Here is a 25,182-nt window from a genome sequence, read left to right as displayed (position 1 = left end):
TGATGGCAACCATTCTTCTCTCTGCCGCCGGCGCGGCGGTTGGCGGCGCAATCGGCGGCTCGGTCGCGGGGCTGTCCTCAGCCATTATCGGCCGTGCGGTCGGCGCCACATTGGGCCGGCTGATCGACCAGCGCCTGATGGGCTCCGGCGCCGAGCCGGTGGAGACCGGCAAGACCGACCGCTTCCGCCTGACCCAGACCAGCACGGGCGCGCCGGTCTCACAGGTCTATGGCCGGATGCGGCTGGGCGGCCAGGTGATCTGGTCCTCGCGCTTTCTGGAGACCGTCACGGTCACCGGCGGCAGCGGCGGCGGCAAGGGCCGCCCGCGGCCGCCGCAGCCGCAGGTCACCAGCTACAGCTATTCGGTGTCGCTGGCGGTGGCGCTGTGCGAGGGCGAGATCGCCAGCATCTCCCGCGTTTGGGCCGATGGCGAGGAAGTGGCGCCCAAGGATCTGAACATGACCGTCTACCGCGGCACCGCGGACCAGCTGCCGGATCCGGTGATGGAGGCCGTTGAGGGCGCGGGGCAGGTGCCTGCCTACCGCGGCACGGCCTATGTGGTGATGGAGAACGTGCAGCTGGCGCGGTTCGGCAACCGGGTGCCGCAGTTTTCATTCGATGTGCTGCGCCCGGAGCAGCCCGCCAGCAGCACTTATGCGCAGGACCTTGGCCAGCTGGTGCAGGGGGTGGCGCTGATGCCGGGCACGGGCGAGTATTCGCTGGCTGCCGGCACGGTGATGTATTCCGGCGGGCCGGGCGATGTGAAGCCTGCCAACCAGCACACGCCCTCGGGGATGAGCGACCTCAAGACCTCGCTGACTGCCCTGAACGCGGAACTGCCCTCCTGCGGTGCGGCCTCCCTGATCGTGTCCTGGTTCGGCAATGACCTGCGCTGCGGCAGCTGTTCGGTGAAGCCGAAGGTGGAGCACAAGGATGCAGAGGGCAGCATTCCCTGGTCGGCGGGCGGGCTGAACCGGGCCTCGGCCGAGCAGGTGCTGCGGGAGAACGGAACACCGCTCTATGGCGGCACGCCGGCTGATGCCGCCGTGGTGCAGGCGATAGGGGAAATGCGGGCGCGGGGCCTTGGGGTGATGTTTTATCCGTTCCTGCTGATGGATCAGGCCGCAGGCAACACGCTGCCGGACCCCTGGACCGGCGAAGACGGCCAGCCGCACCTTCCCTGGCGCGGGCGGATCACCCTGTCGGTGGCACCCGGCCAGGCCGGGTCCCCTGATGGGACCGCGGCGGCGGATGCGGAAGTGGCGGCGTTCTTCGGCACGGCCACGGCGGCGCATTTCACCGTCGGCAGCGGCACCGTGACATATAGTGGCCCGGATGAATGGAGCCTCAGCCGCTTCATCCTGCACAATGCCGCCCTGTGCGCGGCGGCGGGCGGGGTTGAGGCGTTCTGCATCAGCTCCGAGATGCGCAGCCTGACCCAGATCCGCGGTGCCAACGGCTTTCCGGCGGTGCAGCGGCTGAAGGCGCTGGCGGCAGAAGTGCGCAGCCTGCTGGGGCCGGGCACCAAGATCGGCTATGCCGCCGACTGGTCGGAATACTGGGGCTATCAATCGCCGGAGGGCGACCGCTACTTTCACCTGGACCCGCTGTGGGCGGATGCCAATATCGACTTCATCGGCATCGACAATTACATGCCATTGTCCGACTGGCGCGAGGGCGACGGCCATCTGGACGCGCAGGCGGGCGTGCCGTCGATCTATGACCTCGATTACCTCAGCGGCAATGTGGAAGGCGGCGAAGGGTTTGACTGGTACTACCATTCCGCCCAGGCGCGGGACGCGCAGATCCGCACCCCGATCACCGATGGCGCCCATGATGAGCCCTGGATCTGGCGCTACAAGGATATCCGCAGCTGGTGGACGAATGAGCACCACGAGCGCATCGGCGGGGTGCGGCAGGCGGCGCCGACGGACTGGGTTCCGCAATCAAAGCCCATCTGGTTCACCGAACTGGGCTGCGCCGCGATCGACAAGGGCACCAACCAGCCCAACAAGTTCCTGGATCCGAAAAGCTCAGAATCGAAACTGCCTCGGTATTCCAACGGGTTGCGGGACGATCTGATGCAGATCCAGTACCTGCGCGCCTTTCTGGGCCATTGGGGCGAGGCCGCCAATAACCCGATGTCAGACGAATACGATGGCCGCATGCTGGATATGTCCAATGCCTTTGTCTGGGCCTGGGACGCGCGCCCGTTTCCGGCCTTCCCGAGCCGTATGGAGATCTGGAACGACGGCGAAAACTATCTGCGCGGCCATTGGCTGAACGGGCGTGCCGGGCAGCGCACGCTGGCCTCGGTGGTGGAGGAAATCTGCCATAGTGCAGGCCTTTATGACATTGATACCACGGGGCTTTACGGTGTGGTGCACGGGTTCGTGAACCCGGATGTGGCGGAGGCCCGCGCGGTTCTGCAGCCGCTGATGCTGCGGCACGGGTTTGACGCGGTGGAACGGGACGGGGTGCTGCGGTTCCGGATGCGCAAGGGCACCTTGGCGGCGGCATTGCAACTGGAGCATCTGGCCGACAGCGAAGAGACGGACGGCACGCTGGAGCTGTCCCGCGCCAGCGAAGCGGAGCTGGCGGGCCGGGTGCGGCTGCGGTTCACCGAATGGGGCGGCGACCATGCCGCGGGCTCGGTCGAGGCGGTCTTGCCCGACGAGGCGACGCATAGTGTCAGCCAGAACGAGCTGCCCCTGTCGCTGACCCGGGCCGAGGCGCGCCAGACCGTTGCCCGCTGGCTGGCAGAGGCGCGGATTTCCCGCGACACCGCGCGGTTCACGCTGCCGCCGTCGCTGTTGCATCTGGGGGCGGGCGATGTGGTGTCGCTGCCGGTGGAAGGCAAGGCGCAGCTTTACCGGATCGACCGGGTGGAGCAGGCAGAGGCACAGATGGTGGAAGCGGTGCGGATCGAACCCGGCACCTATGATCTGGCCACGGTGGCAGAGGAGCTGCCGGGGGTCAGCGCCTTTGCCGCGCCCGGCCCGGTGCTGCCGCTGTTCATGGACCTGCCGCTGATGCGGGGCGACGAGGTGCCGCACGCGCCGCATCTGGCACTGACGGCCGCAGCCTGGCCTGGCAGCGTTGCGGTTTATGGTTCTGAGGCGGACGAGAATTACGCGCTGGAACAGGTGGTTGCGGCGCGGCAGGTGGTGGGCGTCACGCAGACGCCGCTGTTTGCCGCAGGCCCCGGGCGCTGGGATCTGGGCGCGGATCTGCAGGTCAGGCTGATCTCCGGCAGCTTGGAAAGCCGCACGGCGGAGGCGGTTCTGAACGGCGCCAATGCGGCGGCCATCGGCGATGGCAGCTCTGGCAACTGGGAGCTGTTCCAGTTCCGCGAGGCAGAGCTGATTGCGCCGCAGACCTACCTGTTGCGCGGGCGTCTGCGGGGGCAGCAGGGCAGCGAGGCGCTGATGCCGGAGGTCTGGGCTGCGGGGTCTTATGTCGTGCTGCTGGATGGCAGCGCGGTCCAGATGAGCCTGTCGCCGGAGCAGCGCCGCCGCCAGCGCCACTACCGCATTGGCCCGGCGCGGCGGGAGCTGGAGGATCCGTCCTATCTGCATCTGCAAGAGGCGTTTGAGGGCATCGGCCTGCGCCCCTATGCGCCGGTGCACCTGCGGCTGAGCGGCGCGCTGGGGCAGGACATGTCAGCGGCCTGGATCCGCCGCACCCGGATCGAGGGCGACAGCTGGGAGCTGGACGAGGTGCCGCTGGGCGAGGAGATCGAATCCTACCGCATCCGGGTGATGCGCGGGGCTGCCGTGCTGCGGGAGGAGACCTCTGCCACGCCCTCCTGGGCCTATCCGGCAGGGGCGCAGGTGCTGGATGGTGTGCAGGCGGGCGATGTGCTGGAAGTGGCGCAGCGCTCCGCCCGGTTCGGAGCCGGGCCAGCGGCAGAGGCCGTGCTGGGATGATCCGCCCGGTGCTGCCCGGCGATGCGTCCGCGGCGGCGCGGGCCTTGCTGGCCGTGCCGGAGAGCGCCCGCCTGGACTTGTGCCGCCGCATCTTCGGCGGCGCGGCGGAGGCCGCGGTTTATACCCGCCTGTATGGCCGTGTGCATCCGCGCTGGGGCGACGGGAGCTTAAGTGCCGCCGCCCGGCGGTATGCGCTGGCCGAGGAACCGTTTCTGGATGATCCGGCATATCTGGACTGCACCCGGCTGGTTCTGCGGGAGCTGGCCTTTGTGCTGGAAACAGACGGGGCGGCACCCGCCGGGCAGGCTGGCGGGGTAAGGAGGGGCGCAGGCCCCCGCGCCTGGGCGCGGCCTGTCCTTGAGGCTGTCAGGCTGGCCTTACACTTGGGAAGGCGTCTTGAGGAAGCAGGATGCGCCCTCAAGCGCTTCTCAGCAAAACACCATTTCCATCATATGCTGCGCATTTTCCGGCTGGCTGGTTGCATGTTCCAGTGGCTGCCAAGCGGCAGCGCCGCGCGCCTGCGGCGCGCGGCGCGGGTCGGTTCGGGCAGAGCCCGAAGCGAAAAACCTCACCTCCGGCCGGCCCCAAGACGCCGGAAGTTCAGTTGAGCGCCCCAGGCCAGCTGCTGCTTGAGCCGCGCCCGGGCGGACTCATTCATTTCGAAAATATGCCACATCACGGGTTTGCGTTTGCGGCAAACCACCTTAGATGGGTAGTCTGAGCGGAGAAAGGACGTTGACCCATGGCAAAAACACAGCAAGCCGTTACTCCGGTGGATCCCGTATGGGACCGCATCACCCGCGAAGCTGAGGAGGCCATTGCCGCCCAGCCGCTGATGGGCGGGCTGATTCACGCCTGTATCCTGCACCACAAGACGCTGGAAAAGGCGCTGTCCTACCGGATTGCCGCCAAGCTCTGCTCGAACGAAATGTCGATGATGGTGCTGCGCGAGATCGTTGACGAGGCCTATGAGACCTGCCCGGAACTTCTGGAAGCCGCGCGCGCCGACCTGATGGCGATCAATGAGCGCGATCCGGCGAGCCACCGGCTGCTGCAGCCGATCCTCTACTTCAAGGGGTTCCAGGCGGTGCAGGCCTACCGGGTCAGCCATTACCTGTGGGACAAGGGGCAGAAGGATCTGGCCTATTTCTTCCAGATGCGCACCTCGGAGATTTTCGGGATCGACATCCACCCCGGCGCCCGCATCGGCAAGGGCATCATGATCGACCACGCCCATTCCATCGTGATCGGTGAGACCGCAGTGGTGGGCGACAATGTGTCGATGCTGCATTCGGTGACCCTGGGCGGCACCGGCAAGGAAGAGCAGGACCGCCATCCGAAGATCGGCGACGGTGTGCTGATCGGGGCCGGCGCTAAGGTTCTGGGCAACATCAAGGTCGGCCATTGCAGCCGCATTGCCGCCGGATCGGTGGTGCTGGCGGAAGTGCCGCCCTGCACGACGGTTGCGGGCGTGCCTGCCAGGATCGTCGGCGAAGCGGGGTGCGACCAGCCGTCGATCAACATGGACCAGGTGGTTCCGGCCGGGTCTCCCTCCGCGGAGTGAGGCATCTGGCTGCGGCCTGGGACTTTGAGTATTTCAGGAAAGATGAAAGGGGCGGTTTCCGCCCCTTTTTTCTGTTTGGATGTGCGGTGAATTTTGTTTCGAAGGAAAGGGTTGCGTGCGTCAGTTTACCTTCTGCGTTCAGGCTCAACGGCTTTCGGTTCCGCAATTTCCGGGTTCCGGCGGAGGCTGGTCTTATTCGCTGTCCGGTGCCGCCGGCTGGCTTGAACCCGGCGGCGGCGGGGCGCATATTCCTGACCAGCAGCTTCTTTTTCGCAGTTTCGATTTGGGGGACAGATCATGATTTACACAACCGAAGGCCGCGGCCGCCTGTTTGGCTCGATCCTGGAGACGGTGGGCAACACGCCGGCGGTCCGGCTGAACAATATCGCGCCGGAGCACGTCACCATGTATGTGAAGTTCGAGGCGTTCAACCCGGCGGGATCTGTGAAGGACCGGCTGGCGCTGAACATCATCGAGGCGGCGGAACGCGAAGGGCGGCTGAAACCTGGGCAGACCGTGGTGGAAGCGACCAGCGGCAACACCGGCATCGGGCTGGCCATGGTCTGCGCCGCCAAGGGCTATCCGCTGGTCATTACCATGCACGACGGGTTTTCGGTCGAGCGGCGGCGGCTGATGCGCATGCTGGGCGCCAAGGTTGTGCTGACCCGCAAGGAGGACAAGGCGGTTGGCATGGTGGTGAAGGCCAAGGAACTGGCGGAAGCCAACGGCTGGTTCCTGGCGCATCAGTTTGAGACCAAGGACAACGCCGATATCCACGCCAGCACCACCGCACAGGAGATCCTGGGCGACTTCGAAGGCGAACGGCTGGATCACGTGGTGCTGGGCTATGGCACCGGCGGCACGGTTTCCGGTCTGGGCCGGGTGCTGAAGGGCGCGCGGCCGGACCTGAAGATCACCCTCAGCGAGCCGGCGAATGCGGCGCTGGTGCAGTCCGGCGCGGCGCAGGCGCGCAACGCTGAGGGCGAGCCTGCCGCGACCCATCCGGCCTTCAACCCGCATCCCATTCAGGGCTGGACCCCGGATTTCATCCCGCTGGTTCTGCAGGAGGCGCTGGACAAGGGGTACTTTGACGCGCTGGAGCCGGTGAGCGGTGACGAGAGCATCAAGTGGTCCCGGCGGCTGGCAGCGGAGGAAGGCATTCTGGCGGGGATTTCCAGCGGCGGCAGCCTGGCGGCGGCGATGAAGGTCGCGGAAACCGCGCCGGAAGGATCGGTGCTGCTGGCAGTGCTGCCGGATACCGGCGAGCGCTACCTGTCGACGCCGCTGTTTGAGGATATTCCTGCGGATATGGATGAGGCCGAGCAGGCGCTGTCGGCCTCGACCCCCGGGTATCAGTACTGAGCGGCGCGCCGCCGCTGGCATGGCGCTGGCGGCGGCGGCGCGCAGGTGAGTATTTGAGGAAAGATGAAGGGGAGCGGATGCGCTCCCTTTTTGGGTTCGGGGCTTTGGGGGCCTGTAAAAAAGGGCATCTGACGGTGTTATCGCGTTGCAGAGCCATGCGCCCCTTGCCCTGGTGCCGGGGCTGATGCACACTTCCCTGTACAGGAGGGATGTCTGTTTCATTGCCTGGCCCGATTGCACGGGGCCGGCGCAGGGTCATGCTTTGGAAGGAGTGTGCCATGACATCCAAGACTGACGGTTCCCCATCACCGGACAAGCTCAAGCCGAGGCCGCGGAACGTGCTTGAGGTCAACACGCTGACTGCAGGTGACATCAGCGCGTCGCTGAAGGCCGGGTTTGCCGATTTTCTGGCACGCCCCGTGATGAGCGGCTTCTTTGGCCTGTTCTATGCGGTTTTCGGCATCCTGTTTGTCTGGTGCCTGGTCTGGCTGGGCAAGATCTGGATGATCATTCCCGCCGCCGTGGGGTTTCCGCTGGTGTCGCCCTTTGCCGCTGCCGGGCTTTATGAGATGTCGCGGCGGATGCAAGCCGGGGAGAGCTTCGGCTGGTCAGACATCCTCAGCGTGATGGTCCGCCAGCGCAACCGGGAGATGGGCTGGATGGCCTTTGTCACCCTGTTCGTTTTCTGGGTGTGGATGTACCAGGTCCGGCTTTGGCTGGCGATCATCCTGCAGAAGGCGTCGTTTTCGGATTTCGAAGGGTTCCTGCACGCGGTCTTTTTCACGCCGCAGGGCTGGGCCTTTTTGGCGGTTGGCACCTGTGCGGGGGCGTTTTTGTCGGCGGTTCTGTTCACGGTGACCGTTATCGCCATGCCGATGCTGCTGGACCGGGACACCAATTTCGTGACGGCCATGCTGACGTCGATCCGCGCGGTTGCGGAGAATGCGGTGGTCATGCTGGGCTGGGCAGCGGTCATCTCCGCCGCCATGCTGCTGTCGATGGTGCCGGCGTTTCTGGGCCTGATCGTCACGCTGCCGGTTCTGGGGCACACCACCTGGCATCTGTACCGGCGGGCCGTGCCGCCGGCGGAGGCGGGGGCTGCCGACGGTGCTGTTTGAGGATTGTCTGGCGGAGATGGATGGGGCGGAGCAGGCGCTGCCAGTATCTGCGCACGGGTAAAGGTGCTGAGCGGCGCACCGCCGCTGACGGGGGGGCTGGCGGTGGTGTTGCGCAGGTGAGTATTTGGGGAAAGATGAAGGGGGCGGGGGTGCTCCCTTATTCTTGTATTCGAGCTTTGACGGGGTCACTGTAGCTCTGCCCTGCAAAGCGTCCAACAAGCGGAAAATGGATAGATTGGAACAAGAAAGCGATAGAGATGCGATGACAAATCCACTTGAGACTCACAAACTGGCCTGTCTCATCGCTTCTGACGCATGGGATATTTATGAAGACCTCTACTCCTTTGTGAATGAACGAATGAGTATTGGTGACAGCGCCGACGAAGCCGTTGCGAAGATCAACGATGCGATTGAGTTCTTAAAAGGTAAGGTTGAAATCGAAATCTTCGTAAGCGATGAGCCATACGGAGATATGCGTCCAACTACGCGAACATGTTTTAAAACCTCTGAACTGATTTCCAGGAACGGTAACTGGGCTGGCCCGCCTTACTATTACGCTCACCTTGAATTGAGCGAAGAAAATGGCCGCTCTCTAAAAGCCCTATGCGATGAAGTGATTGCGTTCGAATAGGGAATTCGGGAGCCACGGCAGCTTCACAAGAAAAAAGCCCCGGTGCAGGACCGGGGCTTTTCACTGTGTCGCAATCGGGCCTCTCAGGCCAGCATCACCATCGGGTTTTCCAGGTTGTCGACGATGGCCTTCAAGAGGTCCGCGCCGAGGGCGCCGTCGATGACGCGGTGGTCGACCGACATGGTGACGCTCATCACGGTGGCGACCTTCAGTTCGCCGTCGGAACCCACAACCGGTTTCTTGACGCCGGAGCCGACCGCCAGGATGCCCGCGTGCGGCGGGTTCACGATGGCGTCGAAGTTGTCGATGCCGAACATGCCGAGGTTGGAGATCGCGAAGCTGCCGCCCTGGTATTCATGCGGGGCTAGCTTGCGCTCGCGGGCACGGGAGGCGAGGTCTTTCATCTCAGCCGAAAGCGCCGACAGGGATTTGGTGTCGCTGTCCTGCAGGACAGGGGTGAACAACCCGCCCTCGATGGCAACGGCAACCGCCACGTCGGAGGCTTTCATTTTCAGCACGCGGTCTCCGGCCCAGACCGCGTTGGCGTCCGGAACTGCCTGCAGCGCCAGCGCCACCGCCTTGATGATGAAGTCGTTGACCGAGAGCTTCACACCGCGGCCCTCGAGCTGCTTGTTCAGCTGGGCGCGGAACGCCAGCAGCGCATCGAGCTGGATGTCGCGGCGCAGGTAGAAATGCGGGATGGTCTGCTTGGCCTCGGTCAGGCGGGCGGCGATGGTCTTGCGCATGCCGTCCAGCTTGACCTCTTCGAAGTCGCGGCCTTCGTACATGCGGGCAACCATGTCGGCGGAGGGGCCGGCAGGGGCAGCAGCAGCAGGCGCGGCAGCGGCGGCCTCTGCCTTGGGTGCGGCGGCTGCAGCAGCCTGCGGCTTGGCGTCGATCACGTCGGCCTTGACGATGCGGCCCTTGGGGCCGGAGCCCTTGATGGCGCTCAGGTCCAGGCCCTTGTCCGCAGCGATGCGGCGTGCCAGCGGCGAGGCGAAGATGCGGCTGCCATCGGCACCCTGCGGCGCGGCGGGGGCAGCCTTGGCCTCTTCCTTGGGAGCGGCTGCAGGGGCTTCCGCTTTGGCCGCGGGGGCCTCGGACGCCGCAGGGGCGTCAGCCTTGGCCGGAGCTGCGTCCGCGCTGGAGCTGCCGGAGGACTGGATGTCGCCGGCGCTTTCGCCGTCTTCCAGCAGAACCGCGATGGGGGTGTTGACCTTCACGCCTTCGGAGCCTTCGGCGATCAGGATCTTGCCGACCACGCCTTCGTCCACGGCTTCAAACTCCATGGTGGCCTTGTCGGTTTCGATCTCGGCGATCAGGTCGCCGGAGGAGACGGTGTCGCCCTCCTTGACCAGCCATTTGGCAAGGGTGCCTTCCTCCATGGTGGGAGAAAGCGCGGGCATCAGGATTTCGGTGGGCATCTTGAGGCTCCTTACCGGTAGGTTACTTGCTTCACGGCTTCGACCACCTCATCCGTGGTGATCAGCGCGTGGCGTTCCAGGTTGGCGGCATAGGGCATCGGAACGTCCTTGCCGGTGCAGGTCACAACCGGCGCGTCCAGATAGTCGAAGGCCTGCTGCATCACTTCCGAGGCGATGTAGCTGCCGACGGAGCCCTGCGGCCAGCCTTCCTCGACCGTCACCAGGCGGTTGGTCTTCTTGACCGAGTCAATCACCGCGGGCAGGTCCATCGGACGCAAAGTGCGCAGGTCGATGACCTCGGCTGAGATGCCGTCCTCAGCCAGCTTGTCGGCGGCTTCCAGCGCGTATTTCATGCCGATGCCGAAGGAGACGATGGTGGCGTCCGAGCCTTCGCGCCAGATGCGGGCCTTGCCGAAGGGCACGGTGAAATCGTCCAGTTTCGGCACTTCAAAGCTTTGGCCGTAGAGGATTTCGTTCTCCAGGAAGATCACCGGGTTATTGTCGCGGATCGCGGTTTTCATCAGGCCCTTGGCGTCGGCGGCGGAGTAGGGCATCGCCACCTTGAGGCCCGGGATCTGCATGTACCAGGCGGCGTAGTCCTGGCTGTGCTGGGCACCGACGCGGGCGGCGGCGCCGTTGGGGCCGCGGAACACCATTGGGGCGCCCATCTGGCCGCCGGACATATAGAGCGTCTTGGCTGCCGAGTTGATGATGTGGTCAATCGCCTGCATGGCGAAGTTGAAGGTCATGAACTCGACAATCGGGCGCAGGCCGCCGAAGGCCGCGCCGGTGGCGATGCCGGCAAAGCCGTGTTCGGTGATCGGGGTGTCGATCACCCGCTTGGCGCCGAATTCGTCCAGGAGCCCCTGGGAGACCTTGTAGGCGCCCTGGTACTCGGCGACTTCCTCGCCCATCAGGAACACGTCCTCGTCGCGGCGCATTTCCTCGGCCATGGCGTCGCGCAGCGCTTCGCGCACGGTGGTCTGCACCATTTCGGTGCCTTCCGGATAATCGGGCTCCAGAACACGGCTTTCGACCGGCGCAGGCGCGGCGGCAGCAGCGGCGGGAGCTGCGGGCGCCTCAGCTGCCGGTGCCGGGGCTTCAGCAGCCGGGGCTTCAGCAGCCGGGGCAGGGGCGGCGGAGGCGTCGTAGCTTTCGCCGTCTTCCAGCAGCACTGCGATGGGCGTGTTCACTTTCACGCCCTCGGTGCCTTCACCGATCAGGATCTTTCCGACGGTGCCTTCGTCGACGGCTTCGAACTCCATCGTCGCCTTGTCGGTTTCGATCTCGGCCAGAATGTCGCCGGAGCTTACGGTATCGCCTTCCTTGACCAGCCATTTGGCCAGGGTGCCTTCCTCCATGGTCGGCGACAGGGCGGGCATCAGAATTTCAGTTGCCATGTCTTGTTCTTCCCTCTCAGGCGTAGATGTCGGTCCAGAGTTCGTCCAGGGCGGGCTCGGGGCTCTCCTTGGCGAATTCTGCGGATTTGCTGACGATCTCCTTGATCTCCTTGTCGATCGCCTTGAGGTCGTCTTCGCTGGCGTGGCCGCCTGTCAGCAGCATCTCGCGGACCTGCTCGATCGGGTCGCGCTCCTCGCGCATTTTCTGGACCTCTTCCCGGGTGCGGTACTTGGCCGGGTCCGACATCGAGTGGCCGCGGTAGCGGTAGGTCTTCACCTCGAGGATATAGGGGCCGTCGCCGCTGCGGCAGTGGGCCACGGCGCGCTCGCCGGCTTCCTTGACCGACAGCACGTTCATGCCGTCCACCGCTTCGCCCGGGATGCCGAACGCCTTGCCGCGTTCCCAGATCTCGGCGCTGGAGGTGGAGCGCTGCTGCGAGGTGCCCATGGCGTACTGGTTGTTCTCGATCACGAAGACCACCGGCAGTTTCCACAGGGCGGCCATGTTGAAGGTCTCGTAGACCTGGCCCTGGTTGGCCGCACCATCGCCGAAATAGGCGAAGGTCACGCGGCCGTTGCCCTTGTACTTGTCGGCGAACGCAAGGCCCGCGCCGATCGGCACCTGGGCGCCGACGATGCCGTGGCCGCCATAGAAATGCTTCTCCTTGGAGAACATATGCATGGAGCCGCCCTTGCCCTTGGAATAGCCGCCCTCGCGCCCGGTCAGTTCGGCCATGACGCCGTCCGGGTCCATGCCGCAGGCCAGCATGTGGCCGTGGTCGCGGTAAGAGGTGACGCGCTTGTCGCCTTCCTCGGCTGCGGCCTCAAGCCCCACGACAACCGCTTCCTGGCCGATGTAGAGGTGGCAGAAGCCGCCGATCAGGCCCATGCCGTAGAGCTGGCCCGACTTCTCCTCGAATCGGCGGATCAGCAGCATCTCGCGGTAGTGTTTGGTCAGTTCTTCGGCAGAAACGTTTGGTTTCTTTGCGCTTTTTCTAGCGGCCATGGTGGTCAGCTCCCCCTGAAGGCTAGATAGTTTAGTGTTAAACAAATTCATAGCGGGTTTTGGCCCGGCTGAATAGTGCTATTCTGCCGCGGGGTGAAGCCGGGGTAAAGATCCGCCGAAGGGCGCGTTTAATTGAAACATCGGGGGCGGGCGCTGGGGCAGGGCCGGCCCGGATCTTGCGGTTACCGTCAAGGCTGCGCGGCAAGCGCAAGAACCGGGTCGCCCTGGCTTGGCCTTCCGCCTTAGCTGAATGGCATGCACAAACAGAAAGGCATGACCATGGAACTGAAGGACAAGACAATCATCATCACCGGAGCCAGCAGCGGGATCGGCGCCGCCGCAGCGCTGCTGTTTGCCGCAGAAGGGGCAAATGTGGTGCTGGGCGCACGGCGGGAGGCGCGGCTGAAATCCATTGCCGGGCAGATTGAGCAAAGCAACGGCCGCGCGGCTTTTCTGGCCGGCGATGTCTGCGACGGATCTTATGCCGAGGCGCTGGTTGATTTGGCTGGGGAGCAGTTCGGCGGCCTGGATGGCGCGTTCAACAATGCGGGCATGATGGGGGATGTGGGTCCCGTTGCGGAGATGGACCCCGGCAACTGGCAAACCGTTCTTGAAACCAACCTCACCAGCGCGTTTCTGTCCGCCAGGGCCCAGATCCCCGCGCTGCAAAGACGGGGCGGAGGTGCCATTGTCTTTACCGGTACCTTTGTCGGCGTCAGCAATGGCGGCATGCCGGGCATGGCGGCCTATGCGGCGTCAAAGGCAGGATTGCTGGGGCTGACGCAGTCGCTGGCCTCGGATCATGCGGCTTTGGGGATCCGGGTGAATACGATCCTGCCAGGGGGTACCAGGACAGACATGGCTGGCGATGATCCGGCGGTGCATGAGCTGATCGCCGGTCTGCACCCGCTCAAGCGGATGGCAGAGCCGAAGGAGATTGCCCAGTCCGCGATGTTCCTGCTGTCGGACAGGGCAAGCTTTATGACCGGTGCGCCGGTGTCCGTGGATGGCGGTATTTCGGCCCGTCTGCTTTGACTGTCCTGCCGCGGGCTGCTGTGCGGCCGGCGGCAAGCACTACGGAACGGATCAGCGGATCACGATCTCGTCCGCGCGGACGAGACCGAGAACCGTACGTGCCTGTTCGTCGAGGAGGTCAAGGTCGAGGTAATCGTCGGACAGGCGCCGGGTCAGGTTTTCCATGTCCCCGATCCGTGCTTGGAGGCGGCTGAGATCCTGCTGAAGTTCTTCTGCTTCAGCCTGGATCTCAACCCGTCTGAACAACCCGAAGTCGCCCTGCACCGCCGCAAAGGTGAAATACGCGCTCAGCGCGAATGCGATGGCAAAAAAGGCAATGGCGCCGAGGGACGGCCGTGTGCTTCGGGTCACTTTGGAGGTGCCTGTATGTTACTGCTTATGTTGTATTTTGCGCCGTTTGCCGGCGTCTGAATTGACTATGCCACAGGCGAATCGTCTTGGGAATCCCAAAACTGTCCACAGGGGTGTTTTTTATCGGTGATACGCAATGCCCCGGCGCGGCGGCCGGGGCATGACATTGTGGCAGGCAGGGTTCTGGGCTTACTGATCCAGCGCCGCGACGCCGGGCAGGGTTTTGCCTTCCATCCATTCCAGGAAGGCGCCGCCGGCGGTGGAGATATAGCTGAAGTCGCCGGCCGCGCCGGAGGCGTTGAGCGCCGCCACGGTGTCGCCGCCGCCCGCAACCGAGATCAGCTGGCCGGAGCGGGTCATCGCGGCGGCCTTCAGCGCTGCGGCGTTGGTGGCGGCGTCAAACGGTTCCAGCTCAAACGCGCCAAGGGGGCCGTTCCAGATCAGGGTCTTGCTGTTGGCAAAGACCTCGATGATGCGAGCGACGCTTTCGGGGCCTGCGTCCAGGATCATGCCGTCTTCGGGGCACTGATCGGCGGGCAGCACCTCATGCGGAGCGTTGGATTCGAACTTTTTGGCGACCACGATGTCGGACGGCAGGATGATCTCGCAGCCCGCGGCCTCTGCCTTGGCGAGGATTTCGGCGGCGGTGTCCTTCATGATGCGTTCGGCCAGCGAGATGCCGACCGGCAGCCCCTTGGCGACCAGGAAAGTGTTGGCCATGCCGCCGCCGATCACCAGGTGGTCGACTTTCTCAATGAGGTTGCCCAGCAGTTCCAGCTTGGTGGAGACCTTGGCGCCGCCGACCACGGCGGTGACCGGGCGCTGCGGCTGGCCCAGAGCGCTTTCCAGCGCTTGCAGTTCGGCCTGCATCAGACGGCCGGCGCAGGCGGGCAGCAGGCGGGCCAGTGCCTCGGTCGAGGAGTGCGCGCGGTGGGCGGCGGAGAAGGCATCGTTGCAGTAGACCTCGCCCAGGCGCGCCATGCCGGCAGCCAGGTCGGGATCGTTCTTGGTTTCCGCCGCGTGGAAGCGGGTGTTTTCCAGCAGCAGAACTTCACCCGGCTGCAGCGCATCGGCTGCGGCCTCAGCCCCTGCGCCGACGCAATCGGCAGCAAACAGCACCCTGGTTTCAAAGGCGCGCTCCAGTGTTGGCACCAGCTGGTTCAGCGACAGGTTCTCGCGGCGCTCGCCGCCGGGGCGGCCGAAGTGGGCCAGCAGGATCGGCTTGCCGCCAGCGGCCAGAATGTCGCGCACGGTGGGGGCGATGCGGCGGATGCGGGTGGAGTCAGTCACCACGCCGTCGACGATCGGCACGTTGATATCCACGCGCACCAGCACGCGCTTGCCGTTCAGATCCATGTCGTCGAGTGTTTTCCAGCCCATCTCAAGAGACCCCTTATGGTGAAAATGCAGTCAAATCCGCGCGCTGTTTCGGGGGTTTTTGCGCATCAGTCAATGCTCCCTTGGCATTTCCGGGCTCTGGGCTTAGGTATCTGTGCAAATTTCGACGACAGGAGGGCCAGATGGCCGAGATTAAAGATCCCGAAAACACCGTCATCATCGAACTGAAAGACGGCAATGTTGTGATTGAGCTGCTGCCCGACGTGGCGCCGAAGCATTCCGAGCGGATGAAGGAACTGGCCCGCGCCGGCGAATATGACAACGTCTGCTTTCACCGCGTGATCGACGGCTTCATGGCGCAGACCGGCGACGTGGCCAACGGCGACATGGAAGACGGGTTCAACATCCGTATGGCGGGCACCGGCGGTTCCAGCCTGCCGAACCTGCCGGCCGAGTTCTCCAAGCTGCCGCATGACCGCGGCACCCTTGGTGCTGCGCGCTCCGCCAACCCGGACAGCGCCAACTCGCAGTTCTTCATCAACTTCAAGGACAACCACTTCCTGAACGGCCAGTACACCGTTTACGGCCGTGTCATTGAAGGCATGGAGCATGTGGACGCGATCACCAAAGGCGAGCCGCCGGCGAACCCGGACCGGATGATCTCGGTCAAGGTTGCTGCGGATGCGTAACGCGCTGGCCGCACTGGCCCTGCTGGCGGCAGGGCCTGCCTTTGCCACCGGCCTGGAGGTCCAGGTCGAGGGCGAAGCCAACGGCACCATCAAGATCGACCTCTTTGAGGACGTGGCGCCCAAGCATGTGGAGCAGATCACCGCGCTGGCCGCGGAAGGCAAATACGATGGCGTGGTGTTCCACCGCGTGATCGAGGGCTTCATGGCGCAGACCGGGGACGTTGAGTTCGGCCGCATCGGCGGCGACATGAGCTATGCCGGGCGCGGCGGCTCTGACCGTCCGGACCTGCCGGCCGAGTTTTCCGACCTGGCGTTTGACCGCGGCGTGGTCGGCATGGCGCGCTCGCAAAGCCCCAACAGCGCAAATTCGCAGTTTTTCATCATGTTCGATGCGGGCCACTTCCTGAACGGCCAGTACACGGTTGTCGGCAAGGTGACCGAGGGCATGGATGTGGTCGACGCGATCAAGCGCGGCGACGGGCCGAACGGTTCGGTGATCGGCCAGCCTGACGCGATGGCCAAGGTGACCGTGACCGAGTAACCGGGTCCGGTTTTCCGCCAGAATGAGGCCCGCGCCCGGCGTTCCGGGGGCGGGCCTTTGTTTTCGCGGCTGCTAACAGATTGTCACAAGCGCGTGCCACCCCCTGTTCCGCGCCGCCTTGCCGCCGTTTACTGGGGCAGGGAGGTTCTGCCTGTGTTCAGAGGTATTCTGTTGTGTCTGGCGCTGCTGCTGCCGTTGGGCGTGCAGGCGGAGCCGCAGGTCTGGCAGCGGGAGTGGCCGCAGACCGATTTCAGCCGCACCAGCGTGCCTGAGTGGGCGCAGATCCGCTCTGGCGGGGTGGCCAAGGATGCCATCCCGGCGTTGGATGCGCCGCAGTTCGTGGCGGCTGCCAGGGTGCGGCGTCTGAAGCCGCGCGAGCCGGTGATCACGCTGGAGATGGAGGGCGCCGCGCCGCGGGCCTATCCGCTGCGCTATCTGACCTGGCATGAGATCGTGAATGACGTGGTGGCCGGCGTGCCGGTGGCGGTGACCTATTGCCCGCTGTGCAACTCGGCAGTGACGTTTGACCGGCGCACCGCGGCGGGGGTTCTGCGTTTCGGCGTCAGCGGCAAGCTGCGCTATTCCGACATGGTGATGTATGACCGCGAGAGCCAGAGCTGGTGGCAGCAGGCAACCGGCACCGGCATCGTCGGGCGGATGACCGGCACCCGGTTGAAGACGCTGCCCAGCTGGGTCGAAAGCTGGCAGGAGTTTACCGCGCGCAATCCTGACGGGCTGGTGATGGCGGAGCCGGGGTGGAGCCGCGATTACGGGCGCAACCCCTACCGCGGCTATGACACGGCGAAATGGCCGTTCCTCTATGACGGCAGCCCGCCGCCGCATGGCTTGGCGCCGATGGCACGGGTGGTGCGGGTTGGCAGCCGGGCCTGGCCGCTGGAACGGCTGGCGCAGGAGGGAGAGATCCGCCAGGCCGGGCTGGTGCTGAGCTGGCGGGCAGGGCAGGCCTCTGCACTGGACACCGGGCGGCTGGCGCAGGGGCGCGATATCGGATCCGTCCGGGTGCGCGATGCGCAGGGGCGGAACATGGCCCACGACGTGATGTTCGCCTTTGCCTTCCACGCTTTCTGGCCGGACGGGCGCTGGATGCTGAAATAGCGAAAGGCGCACCGGGCAGGGCGCGCCTTTGCAAGTCTTCAGCGGAAAATTCCGTCAGAACAAAAAGTTGTTCGCGTCCTGCAACTGGGCCAGGGTTATGTCCTCCACCAGGATGCTGGTGGTCCCGAAATCAATCCGCACGTCATCGCCCACTGTGGTGAAGGTCAGATCGTCCAGCGATCCTGCCCCGCCGGTGATCTGGATGGTGTCAAAATCTGCGGTGAAATCTGTGACGGTGTCATTGCCGTCCGCCTCTGCAAAGACAAACACGTCGCGGTGCGCGCCGCCGGTCAGCCTGTCGTCGCCTGCGCTGCCTGTCAGCGTGTCGGCTCCGGAGCCGCCGGCAAGTGTGTCCGCACCTTCGCCGCCGGTCATGCTGTCGTTGTGGTTGCCTCCGCCCAGCAGGTCGTTGCCGGTGCCACCGTCCATGATGTCATTGCCGGAGCCGCCCCAGAGGGTGTCATTGCCGCTGCTGCCCCGCATCGTGTCGATACCGTCGCTGCCGACCAGATAGTCGTTGTTCTGGCCGCCATCCATCGAGTCGTCGCCAATGCCGCCCCACATGCGGTCATTGTGGCCGCCGCCCATGAGCGTGTCATTGCCGGCACCGCCCAGCAGGCGGTCGGCGCCGAAGTAGCCAGCCAGGAAGTCATCACCGGTGGCGCCGTCCATGCTGTCGCGGCCCCAACCGCCCCACAGCCGGTCGTTTTCGCCGCCGCCGTTCAGCGTGTCATCGCCTGCGCCGCCGATCAGGGTGTCATTTCCGTCGTCGCCGAGCAGGACGTCGTTGCCGTCTTCACCCTTGAGACTGTCTGCACCGTCGCCGCCGCGCAGGATATCGAAGCCCTCGCCGCCCAGGAGCCGGTCATTGTCACGGTCGCCCCAGAGTGTGTCGTTGCCGTCGCCGCCAAGCAGGATGTCCGCACCGGTTTTCCCGGACATGAAGTCGTTCCCGCTGCCGCCTATCAGCATGTCGTTTTCGCTGCCGCCATCCAAGCGGTCGTCACCGAAACCGCCTTCGAGCGTGTCGCTTCCGCTACCCCCCATAAGAGTATCGTCATTAAGGCCGCCCCTCAGAGTGTCAGCACCCTGTCCGCCGAGCAGCAGGTCATTCCCACGGTCGCCTTCGATCTGATCATTGCCCGTACCGCCCAGCAAAGTGTCATTGCCTTGATAGCCAAACACATAATCGTCGCCAGTTGCGCCATCGACCCTTGAACCGAGATAGTAAGACCCGACCCATAAAACATCGTGAATAGTGTTTGGGTTCTGGTCTCCCGTTGCGGACGCCGAGGATACCCAGGTATATGCTAGCAGGCGATCGGTGAATTGAATTTCCTCAACAGCAGAAAGAACGTCCACGCCATCCGCGCTGGTAATCTGAAACTCCCCAAGAAAGCCCGCTTTTTCAATCGTGGCATTTGCAATAACGTCATCAATCAGCGCGCGGTCCTGCCCGCGCCCGCCGTAAATGTCGTCATTCCCGAGGCCGCCAATTAAAGTGTCGTTTCCGTCGTAGCCGTTGAACTCGTCATCGCCGTCGCCGCCGTAGAGCAAGTCATCGCCGTCTTGGGAGGCCAGAGTGTCGTTTCCTTCTCCTCCCCAAAGTGTGTCGTTGCCGGTGCCGCCACCCAGGAAGTCATTCCCGGTCCCGCCTTCGAGACTGTCGTGATTTGCGCCACCGTAGAGCCTGTCGTTGCCTTCATCGCCAAACAGCCAGTCTTCCCCGTCTTCACCGCTGAGCGTATCGTCGCCTTCTCCGCCATACAGGTCGTCGTGTCCCAGTCTCCCATAAATCCAGTCATTGCCGGAACCGCCTAGGAGGTAGTCATTTCCGTTGCCGCCGGTGATGGTGTCATTGCCGCCGCGGCCATGAATAAAGTGACGGTCGCCGCTGTCACCACCCGTCAGAATGTTAGAAAGCGCGTCGCCTTCCGCCACTGAAAGCTGTGTCCAGGAAAACTGAAGCGTTTCAACGTTCGTCACATAATCCATCTGATCGAAGTTGTAGTCTGACTGAGGTGCAGTCTGGACCCAGAAGCCGCGGACGTCATGGAAGGTGAAATGGTAGCTGTTGACTGTATCGTCATAGACGATTGTATCGACGCCTGCGCCGCCGTTGATGGTGTCATCGCCGGTGCCGGACTGGATGGTGTCGTCGCCTCCGTAGGTCTCGATATACTCGCCGCCGTTCCAAGCTGAGGTATAGGTGTCATTCCCGGACAACTGCTGCTGCAGCAGGGTCTCCAGGTCCTGCGTGGCCAGATCCTCGTAGGTAAGGTCCAGGCCCGTCACAGACAGAACGGTTGTCCCGTCATAGCGCATCGTGAAGGCGGATATGGTGCTGCCTGCGGTGACCTCGCCTTGGGAAGTGTAATCGAAGGACCCCTCAAAGGTGATTTCGAAACCGTTGAAACCCACCACCAGCCGGGAGGCCGTGGCGTCAATCACGTCCACATCCGCGGGATCGAAAGCGGAGAGATCATAATCGGGCACGGAATTGGAGGCGTCCGTTACAACGACGTTTACCATAATGCGTCCTGTCTAGCGTCTTTAATCATGCAAGAGTTGTTTCCAGCAGGGGTAAATCCCCTAGGAAAAATGGTAAAGCCGGAACTGGGTGACGTGGCGTTCCCAGGTGCCGAAGCGTAACAAAAAACGCCGCAGGAATGCTCCTGCGGCGCCTGTGCGGTCCCTGTCAGACCCGGCGGTGCTGAGGTTTTGCCGTGACGGCGGCTCAGCTTTCGGTTTTGCGGGCCGCGGTGGCGGCCTGAACGGCAGCAGACGGTGCCGGTGCCGGCGCGGCAACGGGGGCTGCGGCGGCCGGGGCGGACTTGCGGCCGCCCGGGTTCAGCGGGTCGTCCTGACGCTGCACGGAGCCTTCGAAGTGGGCGCCGCTTTCGATTGCGATGGTCTTGTGGATGATGTCGCCCTCGACCCGTGCGGTGGAGGTCAGGCGCACCTTGAGGCCGCGCACACGGCCGACGATGCGGCCGTTGATCACCACGTCATCGGCGGTGATTTCGCCCTTGATGGTGGCGGTTTCGCCAACGGTCAGCAGATGCGCGCGGATGTCGCCTTCGACGGTGCCTTCGACCTGGATGTCGCCGGTGGTCTTGACGTTGCCGGTGATGTGCAGGTCCGAGCTCAGCAGCGATGCGGCGGGCTTGGCCTTGGGCATGCTGGAGGTGTAGTCGCTGGCGGCCGGCGCAGCTGCCGGTGCTGCCGCGGGTGCCGGGGTTGCTTCGGCCTGCTTCGGCCCGGGCTCGTTGATTTTGCTCTTAGAAAACATTTCTCGCAGCCTTGATGTAGATCATGGGGTTAACAGCTTGCCCGTTGACCCTGACCTCGTAGTGGAGGTGGGTCCCGGTGGACCGTCCGGTGTTACCCATATCAGCAATGTGATCCCCGCGCGAGACCCTTTGGCCCTTTGTCACGCGGATCCTGGAGTTATGGGCGTATCTGGTTTCGATGCCGAAAGCGTGGCGGATGGTGATCATCTTGCCGTAGCCGGATTGCCAGCCGGCATGGGTGACGACACCGTCGGCGGTGGCAAAGATATCGGTGCCGGTGCTGCCGGCGAAATCGGAGCCCTTGTGCAGGCGGCGGCCGCCTGTTTTCGGGTCGCGGCGGTAGCCGAAGCCGGAGGTCTGGCGCACGTGGCCGAGGTTCACCGGCGTTGCAAAGGGCGCCTGCTGCGCGGCCAGCCGGTAGAGGTTCAGCTGGTCCAGCTTGGCCAGGATCGCATTGGCGCGCAGCGCCTCGGGGCTGGGTTCCTCGCCGCGGGTGGACATTGCCAGCGGCTCAAGCGGGCCGCCCTGGCCGCTGTAGCCGCGGCGCACCTGTTCAAGGATGCGGTCGGGCGGCATGCCGGCGTTGCGGAACATCTTGTCGAGCGGGGTGACGGAGACCGCAACCGCCTCTTCCAGCTGGCGGAAGATCTGGCTGTTGCGCTCATTCATCAGCTGCAGTTCCAGCTCCAGCTCGTCGCGCTGTTCCAGCGCGCCGCGGGCGTCGGCCAGAACCTCGTCGCGTTCGGTCGCGGTGTCGGCCAGCACATCCGCCAGCAGGCCCATCTGCGCCTCGGCGCTGGCCATCATGGCATGGGGGCTGGCGCCGCCCTCGGCGTCTTGCTTGAGCTGCGCCAGTTCTTTGCGGGCGCCGTCGCGCTGGGTCATGGTGTCGCGCAGGGTCGACTGGATCACTTCGATGCCGGTTTCCAGCTCGCGGCGGCGGGTCTCGGAGGCCAGGAGTTCCGACTGCATGACCGAGATCTGCGCCAGCGCGGCGTTGAAGCGCTCCTGCGCGGCCAGCGCCTCTTCGGCGCGGGCGTCGCGCTCATCGGAAATGGCGTTGAGGCGGGCGCGGTAGGTCTGCTGGTCGCGTTTCGCGAGCTCGCGGAAATTGCCGGAGCCGATGCTGTCCATCAGCACGATGGCGGTGGCAACAATCGACCAGGCGACAAACAGGGTGACCCCGCCGACGGCAACCAGCTGGGTTTCGGAGCGCAGCCGGATGAACCTGGTGTCGGTGTCGGACTTGAGGAACACCCGCCGCTCCGGGAAGCGGCGTTCGAGAAAGCTGTGAATTCGGATCGCGAGCCGTGTGCGCAATGTGACTTCCCTGTCTGTCCCGTCGTCCGGTCCGGGGGGCGCCGCCGCGGGGCGGGTCCGGGACCTTGGCCGAAGTCAATAGACAGGGCTGGCCATTTGGGCAAGCCTGTTGACCCATCGGGGGCGGAAGGGGCCTGTCCGGGCAGGAGATAGGCGGAAATCTGCCGAAGGTTCAGCAGGATGGAGCGTGCCGGGGGGAAGAGCGCGGGCCGCAACGGGCCGGGCTGCGGCGTCAGAATGCCAGGTGCTGGGCAAGGAAGGCGGTTGGCAGCATATGCGGGGCTGGCCGCCTGGTTCGTGCAGGCTTCGCAAGAATGGGCCGGGCGGGGCGTCCGTAGGCTGTGGCGGCCTCTGCACCGGGCCGGAACACGTGCGGGAACAGCGCAGCAAGCCCGGCCCGGCCGGCAGGGCTGAGGGCGGCAAGCGCCATCGGGCCGGGAAAGAAGCTTTCGGCCGGGGTGTCTTCGGCAAAGATGATCTGGTGCTGCTCGAACATCAGGTGGATGTAGGTCACCTGCCGGATACCGTTGCAGACCCGCGCGCCCGGCATTCGTCTGGCCAGGTGTTTGGCTGCGATCAGGCCCTGGCCGCCGTGCCCGGCCAGGATGCGGTGCTGCGGCGACAGCAGCAGATCGCGGCTGGCCTCCAGAACCTCGCGCCTGAACAGCACCGGTCGCCAGTTCGGGTGCTGCAGAAGGTCAGCGTGATTGAGGCGCCGGGTGCCGATCCAGCACACCGGCTGGGGGCCGTTGTCGAGGGTGCAGACCAGATCGCCGGGGCGCAGCCTTTCGATGGGTTTGCTGCCCTGCGGCGTGCGGATGGCGGTGCCTGCGGTGAAGCAGACAACGCCGGTGTTCTCCGTGGTGAAGGAGGACCTGTCCGCGGACGCGCCGGAGAAGGTGAGGCTGTCGCCGGCGCCGAATTGGGTGTTGTTGCTGTAGTCGACCGTATTGCCGAAGGTGTCGGTAGTGTTCGACTGGTTCAGGATGCCGTCATCGGCCTGATCGGCGTAAAGCTCGGACAGGTGGTCATAGTGTCCCGAGAGGTCGATGAAATCATTGTTGCTGCTGTCGCCATCGTCCAGCGCGCCGGTGTTGCCGGTGTTGAAATCGCTGATGGTGTCATGGCCGGTGGAGACGGCAAAGACGTCGTTGCCCGCGCCGCCGGTCAGCGAGTCATTGCCCGCTCCGCCATCGAGCGTGTCATCGCCGCTGCCGCCGGTGAGGTCATCATCGCCGCCCAGGCCGTACATCACGTTCTGGTCGTGCGGGCCGGTCATGGTGTCATTGCCGCTTTCGGTGCCGATGGCGATGCCCAGGGTTTCCGTATAGGTGTTGGTGTCCGGATCCGTCACCTGAACCGTGATGGTGTCGCTGAACAGGGTGTCGGCGGCATGGTCGGCAGCCAGGGAAATGTCGCCGGTGTTCGGATCAATCACGAATTTGCCGCCGGCATCATCGGTCAGCGAAAAGGTATGGCCCGTGGGGTTGTCGGGGTCTGTGACCTCAGACACCGAGGCGATAATCGTGCCCGCGGCAATTGTCGGGGCAGTATCGGTGTGGGTTGCCGTGACTTCGGACTGGGTGAGGGCGCGGTCATAGATCTGCAGCGTGTCCATCTCGCCGCCATAATAGCGGTCGGCGTCGAAGTCGCTGCGGCTGCCGAGGATCACATCGCCGGTGGGGTTGATGGCATCGCCGCCCGCGGTGCTGTTGTTCTGCTCGACCCCGTCGAGGTAGACCGTAGAGCCGGTGGCATCCACCGTCAGCGTGTAGGTGTGCCACTGGCCGTCGCCGATGATGCTGCTGACGTCAAACTCCAGATCAGTGTTGCTGAGCGTGTCGTTCTCGTCCCGGATCACCGTGCGCATCACATTGGGGTCGGTGCCGTGGCTGTCCTCATTGATGAAGATGTTGATGCTGTTGGTGCTGCTGATGTCGCCGTGGCTGTAAAGGTACTGAAACAGCGAGCCGGTGTTATCATCGACCCTGAATTGGAAGGTGATGGTGAATTCATTGTTCATCTCAACGTCGGGAATGGCGACATAGTCATCCGTTTCGTCGAAGCTGAGTGCGTTGCCGTCCCTGCCGGCCACGGTGGTGGCGCCAAAGACGGTGCCATTGTTGCTGCCGGCGCTGTCGCCGGCATCGCCATCCAGATGGAACAGGTTGGTGAGGCCCGAGTGCATGACCGTGCGGTCCTCGGTGTCGAGCATGTCGTTGGGAATGAATTCGAGGTCCGTCGGGTTCATGCCGCCACCTGCAGTGATCTGTCAGCGCGCAGGCCGCCGCGCTGGTGGCGCAGCCAGGCGGCCCTTGCTGCGGCGGTGCGGGGATCCCGTCCCTGGTATGTATGCTTCTTGCGATCGGGCATGACTGATAAACCACTGTTTCAGTGGGACAGTGTCGCGGAAATCCTTGAAAAGACCGTTAAGCGGCCCGTGAGGCGGGCTGGGAGCCCCTTGGCACCGGTTCCGGCGGCACGCCAGGAGTGCCCGCGGCAGCGGTCAGTCCTGATGGTCTCCCTGCGCCTCGCTCCAGCCGCTTTCCCAGGCCTGATGGTCGGCGGTGTCGAACGCATGCGGATTGGCGGTGATCGGCTGGCCCGTCATGCCGGCCCGGAACCCCTCGTCGAAACGGGCGCCGCGCGGGTCCATGCCGCAGGGCTTATGCGCAGTGAGGCGCAAGTTGGTGGCAAATTCCGGGTAGCGGGCAAGATCTGTCTGGTCGAGGCCCTCGGGGTGCTGCTCCAGCGCCCGGCGGCCGCGGCGGGTCAACTGCCAGAGGCCTGGCCCCAGAGGTTCAAGGATGCAGGCCGTCTCCAGGTCCGCCAGATGGCCGGCAAGCCGGCTGCGCCGCTCGGCAGTCGGCAGGCCGGGGGCTTCGCTGGCCTGCTGGAACAGGGTATCCAGAGCGGTTTCACAGCTTTCCAGCGTGACCGGCCCGGAGCCCGCCTTGTGAATGATCAGGGCGGTAAGGCTGGCTGCGCTCAGCAGGGGAAAGTCGTTTTCGAACATGGGGCACCCGCGGGTTCCGGGACGTCCCAGTCTACGCGCCGGCGGGGCT

General features: G+C 64.6%; 19 protein-coding genes. 9 read left to right on the top strand and 10 right to left on the bottom strand.

All coding sequences use genetic code 11. From position 1 onward, the window contains the following. The first annotated feature begins 2 nt into the window (after positions 1-2). The 5 genes from K3725_RS09130 (at position 3) to K3725_RS09110 (ending at position 8,604) form a co-directional block, all read left to right on the top strand. Positions 3-3,929, top strand: a complete 3,927-nt coding sequence (locus tag K3725_RS09130; protein ID WP_260018450.1) for a glycoside hydrolase/phage tail family protein — start codon at positions 3-5, stop codon at positions 3,927-3,929. 742 nt (positions 3,930-4,671) lie between these two features. Further along, positions 4,672-5,493 carry a serine O-acetyltransferase gene (cysE, locus tag K3725_RS09125; RefSeq protein ID WP_260018449.1) on the top strand — a complete coding sequence of 274 codons (822 nt, stop codon included), beginning with the start codon at positions 4,672-4,674 and terminating at the stop codon, positions 5,491-5,493. Between the two features lie 297 nt (positions 5,494-5,790). Beyond that, positions 5,791-6,855: a cysteine synthase A gene (gene cysK / locus K3725_RS09120; RefSeq protein WP_260018448.1), complete on the top strand. Its 1,065-nt coding sequence runs from the start codon at positions 5,791-5,793 to the stop codon at positions 6,853-6,855. Between the two features lie 278 nt (positions 6,856-7,133). Further along, positions 7,134-7,973, top strand: coding sequence for a DUF2189 domain-containing protein (locus K3725_RS09115; RefSeq protein ID WP_260018447.1), 840 nt, complete (start codon positions 7,134-7,136; stop codon positions 7,971-7,973). A gap of 262 nt (positions 7,974-8,235) precedes the next feature. Beyond that, positions 8,236-8,604 carry a hypothetical protein gene (locus K3725_RS09110; protein WP_260018446.1) on the top strand — a complete coding sequence of 123 codons (369 nt, stop codon included), beginning with the start codon at positions 8,236-8,238 and terminating at the stop codon, positions 8,602-8,604. Between the two features lie 83 nt (positions 8,605-8,687). On the opposite strand, the gene K3725_RS09105 is transcribed toward K3725_RS09110, so the two are convergent. From K3725_RS09105 to pdhA, 3 genes are read right to left on the bottom strand one after another with little or no spacing between them, the layout of a single operon-like run. Beyond that, on the bottom strand, positions 8,688-10,028 hold the full coding sequence (locus K3725_RS09105; protein WP_260018445.1) for a pyruvate dehydrogenase complex dihydrolipoamide acetyltransferase: 1,341 nt from the start codon (positions 10,026-10,028) through the stop codon (positions 8,688-8,690). Positions 10,029-10,039: 11 nt separating this feature from the next. Next, positions 10,040-11,428 carry a pyruvate dehydrogenase complex E1 component subunit beta gene (locus K3725_RS09100; protein ID WP_260018444.1) on the bottom strand — a complete coding sequence of 463 codons (1,389 nt, stop codon included), beginning with the start codon at positions 11,426-11,428 and terminating at the stop codon, positions 10,040-10,042. A 16-nt stretch (positions 11,429-11,444) separates the two neighbouring features. Beyond that, positions 11,445-12,434: a pyruvate dehydrogenase (acetyl-transferring) E1 component subunit alpha gene (gene pdhA, locus K3725_RS09095; RefSeq protein ID WP_260018443.1), complete on the bottom strand. Its 990-nt coding sequence runs from the start codon at positions 12,432-12,434 to the stop codon at positions 11,445-11,447. Between the two features lie 279 nt (positions 12,435-12,713). On the opposite strand from pdhA, the gene K3725_RS09090 reads away from it, so the two are divergent. Beyond that, complete coding sequence (locus K3725_RS09090) at positions 12,714-13,469, top strand: SDR family oxidoreductase (RefSeq protein WP_260018592.1); 756 nt, start codon at positions 12,714-12,716, stop codon at positions 13,467-13,469. 51 nt (positions 13,470-13,520) lie between these two features. Here K3725_RS09090 and K3725_RS09085 read toward each other — a convergent pair whose 3' ends face one another. Next, complete coding sequence (locus tag K3725_RS09085; protein WP_260018442.1) at positions 13,521-13,820, bottom strand: septum formation initiator family protein; 300 nt, start codon at positions 13,818-13,820, stop codon at positions 13,521-13,523. A gap of 189 nt (positions 13,821-14,009) precedes the next feature. Next, on the bottom strand, positions 14,010-15,200 hold the full coding sequence (locus tag K3725_RS09080) for a phosphoglycerate kinase (protein ID WP_260018441.1): 1,191 nt from the start codon (positions 15,198-15,200) through the stop codon (positions 14,010-14,012). A 140-nt stretch (positions 15,201-15,340) separates the two neighbouring features. On the opposite strand from K3725_RS09080, the gene K3725_RS09075 reads away from it, so the two are divergent. From K3725_RS09075 to K3725_RS09065, 3 genes are all read left to right on the top strand, one after another. Continuing rightward, positions 15,341-15,847 (top strand): peptidylprolyl isomerase, encoded by a 507-nt coding sequence (locus K3725_RS09075; protein ID WP_260018440.1) that lies wholly within the window; start codon positions 15,341-15,343, stop codon positions 15,845-15,847. Further along, complete coding sequence (locus tag K3725_RS09070; protein WP_260018439.1) at positions 15,840-16,388, top strand: peptidylprolyl isomerase; 549 nt, start codon at positions 15,840-15,842, stop codon at positions 16,386-16,388. Before K3725_RS09075 ends, K3725_RS09070 begins: the two co-directional genes overlap by 8 nt. A 147-nt stretch (positions 16,389-16,535) precedes the next feature. Continuing rightward, complete coding sequence (locus tag K3725_RS09065; RefSeq protein WP_260018591.1) at positions 16,536-17,504, top strand: DUF3179 domain-containing protein; 969 nt, start codon at positions 16,536-16,538, stop codon at positions 17,502-17,504. 54 nt (positions 17,505-17,558) lie between these two features. On the opposite strand, the gene K3725_RS22580 is transcribed toward K3725_RS09065, so the two are convergent. From K3725_RS22580 to K3725_RS09020, 5 genes are all read right to left on the bottom strand, one after another. Further along, positions 17,559-20,036: a calcium-binding protein gene (locus K3725_RS22580; protein WP_311202225.1), complete on the bottom strand. Its 2,478-nt coding sequence runs from the start codon at positions 20,034-20,036 to the stop codon at positions 17,559-17,561. A 205-nt stretch (positions 20,037-20,241) separates the two neighbouring features. Further along, positions 20,242-20,796: a polymer-forming cytoskeletal protein gene (locus tag K3725_RS09045; protein ID WP_260018438.1), complete on the bottom strand. Its 555-nt coding sequence runs from the start codon at positions 20,794-20,796 to the stop codon at positions 20,242-20,244. After that, positions 20,786-22,117, bottom strand: a complete 1,332-nt coding sequence (locus K3725_RS09040) for a M23 family metallopeptidase (protein ID WP_260018437.1) — start codon at positions 22,115-22,117, stop codon at positions 20,786-20,788. Before K3725_RS09040 ends, K3725_RS09045 begins: the two co-directional genes overlap by 11 nt. Positions 22,118-22,349: 232 nt before the next feature. Continuing rightward, positions 22,350-24,368, bottom strand: a complete 2,019-nt coding sequence (locus K3725_RS22575; RefSeq protein ID WP_311202224.1) for a Hint domain-containing protein — start codon at positions 24,366-24,368, stop codon at positions 22,350-22,352. A gap of 255 nt (positions 24,369-24,623) precedes the next feature. Continuing rightward, complete coding sequence (locus K3725_RS09020) at positions 24,624-25,133, bottom strand: hypothetical protein (RefSeq protein ID WP_260018436.1); 510 nt, start codon at positions 25,131-25,133, stop codon at positions 24,624-24,626. Positions 25,134-25,182: the final 49 nt, after the last annotated feature.

Origin of the sequence: Leisingera sp. S132 (assembly GCF_025144465.1) — a bacterium.
Lineage (GTDB): Bacteria > Pseudomonadota > Alphaproteobacteria > Rhodobacterales > Rhodobacteraceae > Leisingera.
Note: the sequence above shows the minus strand (reverse complement) of the source record. Positions and strands in the feature narration are given on the sequence as shown.

What these genes read in the sequence shown, in the direction of transcription:
- K3725_RS09020 (WP_260018436.1), bottom strand. Translation starts at nt 25,133, where the DNA reads ATGTTCGAAAACGACTTTCCCCTGCTGAGCGCAGCCAGCCTTACCGCC.
- K3725_RS09105 (WP_260018445.1), bottom strand. Translation starts at nt 10,028, where the DNA reads ATGCCCACCGAAATCCTGATGCCCGCGCTTTCTCCCACCATGGAGGAA.
- K3725_RS09100 (WP_260018444.1), bottom strand. Translation starts at nt 11,428, where the DNA reads ATGGCAACTGAAATTCTGATGCCCGCCCTGTCGCCGACCATGGAGGAA.
- K3725_RS09110 (WP_260018446.1), top strand. Translation starts at nt 8,236, where the DNA reads ATGACAAATCCACTTGAGACTCACAAACTGGCCTGTCTCATCGCTTCT.
- cysK (WP_260018448.1), top strand. Translation starts at nt 5,791, where the DNA reads ATGATTTACACAACCGAAGGCCGCGGCCGCCTGTTTGGCTCGATCCTG.
- K3725_RS09115 (WP_260018447.1), top strand. Translation starts at nt 7,134, where the DNA reads ATGACATCCAAGACTGACGGTTCCCCATCACCGGACAAGCTCAAGCCG.
- K3725_RS09070 (WP_260018439.1), top strand. Translation starts at nt 15,840, where the DNA reads ATGCGTAACGCGCTGGCCGCACTGGCCCTGCTGGCGGCAGGGCCTGCC.
- K3725_RS09080 (WP_260018441.1), bottom strand. Translation starts at nt 15,200, where the DNA reads ATGGGCTGGAAAACACTCGACGACATGGATCTGAACGGCAAGCGCGTG.
- K3725_RS09090 (WP_260018592.1), top strand. Translation starts at nt 12,714, where the DNA reads ATGGAACTGAAGGACAAGACAATCATCATCACCGGAGCCAGCAGCGGG.
- cysE (WP_260018449.1), top strand. Translation starts at nt 4,672, where the DNA reads ATGGCAAAAACACAGCAAGCCGTTACTCCGGTGGATCCCGTATGGGAC.
- K3725_RS22575 (WP_311202224.1), bottom strand. Translation starts at nt 24,368, where the DNA reads ATGAACCCGACGGACCTCGAATTCATTCCCAACGACATGCTCGACACC.
- K3725_RS09130 (WP_260018450.1), top strand. Translation starts at nt 3, where the DNA reads ATGGCAACCATTCTTCTCTCTGCCGCCGGCGCGGCGGTTGGCGGCGCA.
- pdhA (WP_260018443.1), bottom strand. Translation starts at nt 12,434, where the DNA reads ATGGCCGCTAGAAAAAGCGCAAAGAAACCAAACGTTTCTGCCGAAGAA.
- K3725_RS09045 (WP_260018438.1), bottom strand. Translation starts at nt 20,796, where the DNA reads ATGTTTTCTAAGAGCAAAATCAACGAGCCCGGGCCGAAGCAGGCCGAA.
- K3725_RS22580 (WP_311202225.1), bottom strand. Translation starts at nt 20,036, where the DNA reads ATGGTAAACGTCGTTGTAACGGACGCCTCCAATTCCGTGCCCGATTAT.
- K3725_RS09075 (WP_260018440.1), top strand. Translation starts at nt 15,341, where the DNA reads ATGGCCGAGATTAAAGATCCCGAAAACACCGTCATCATCGAACTGAAA.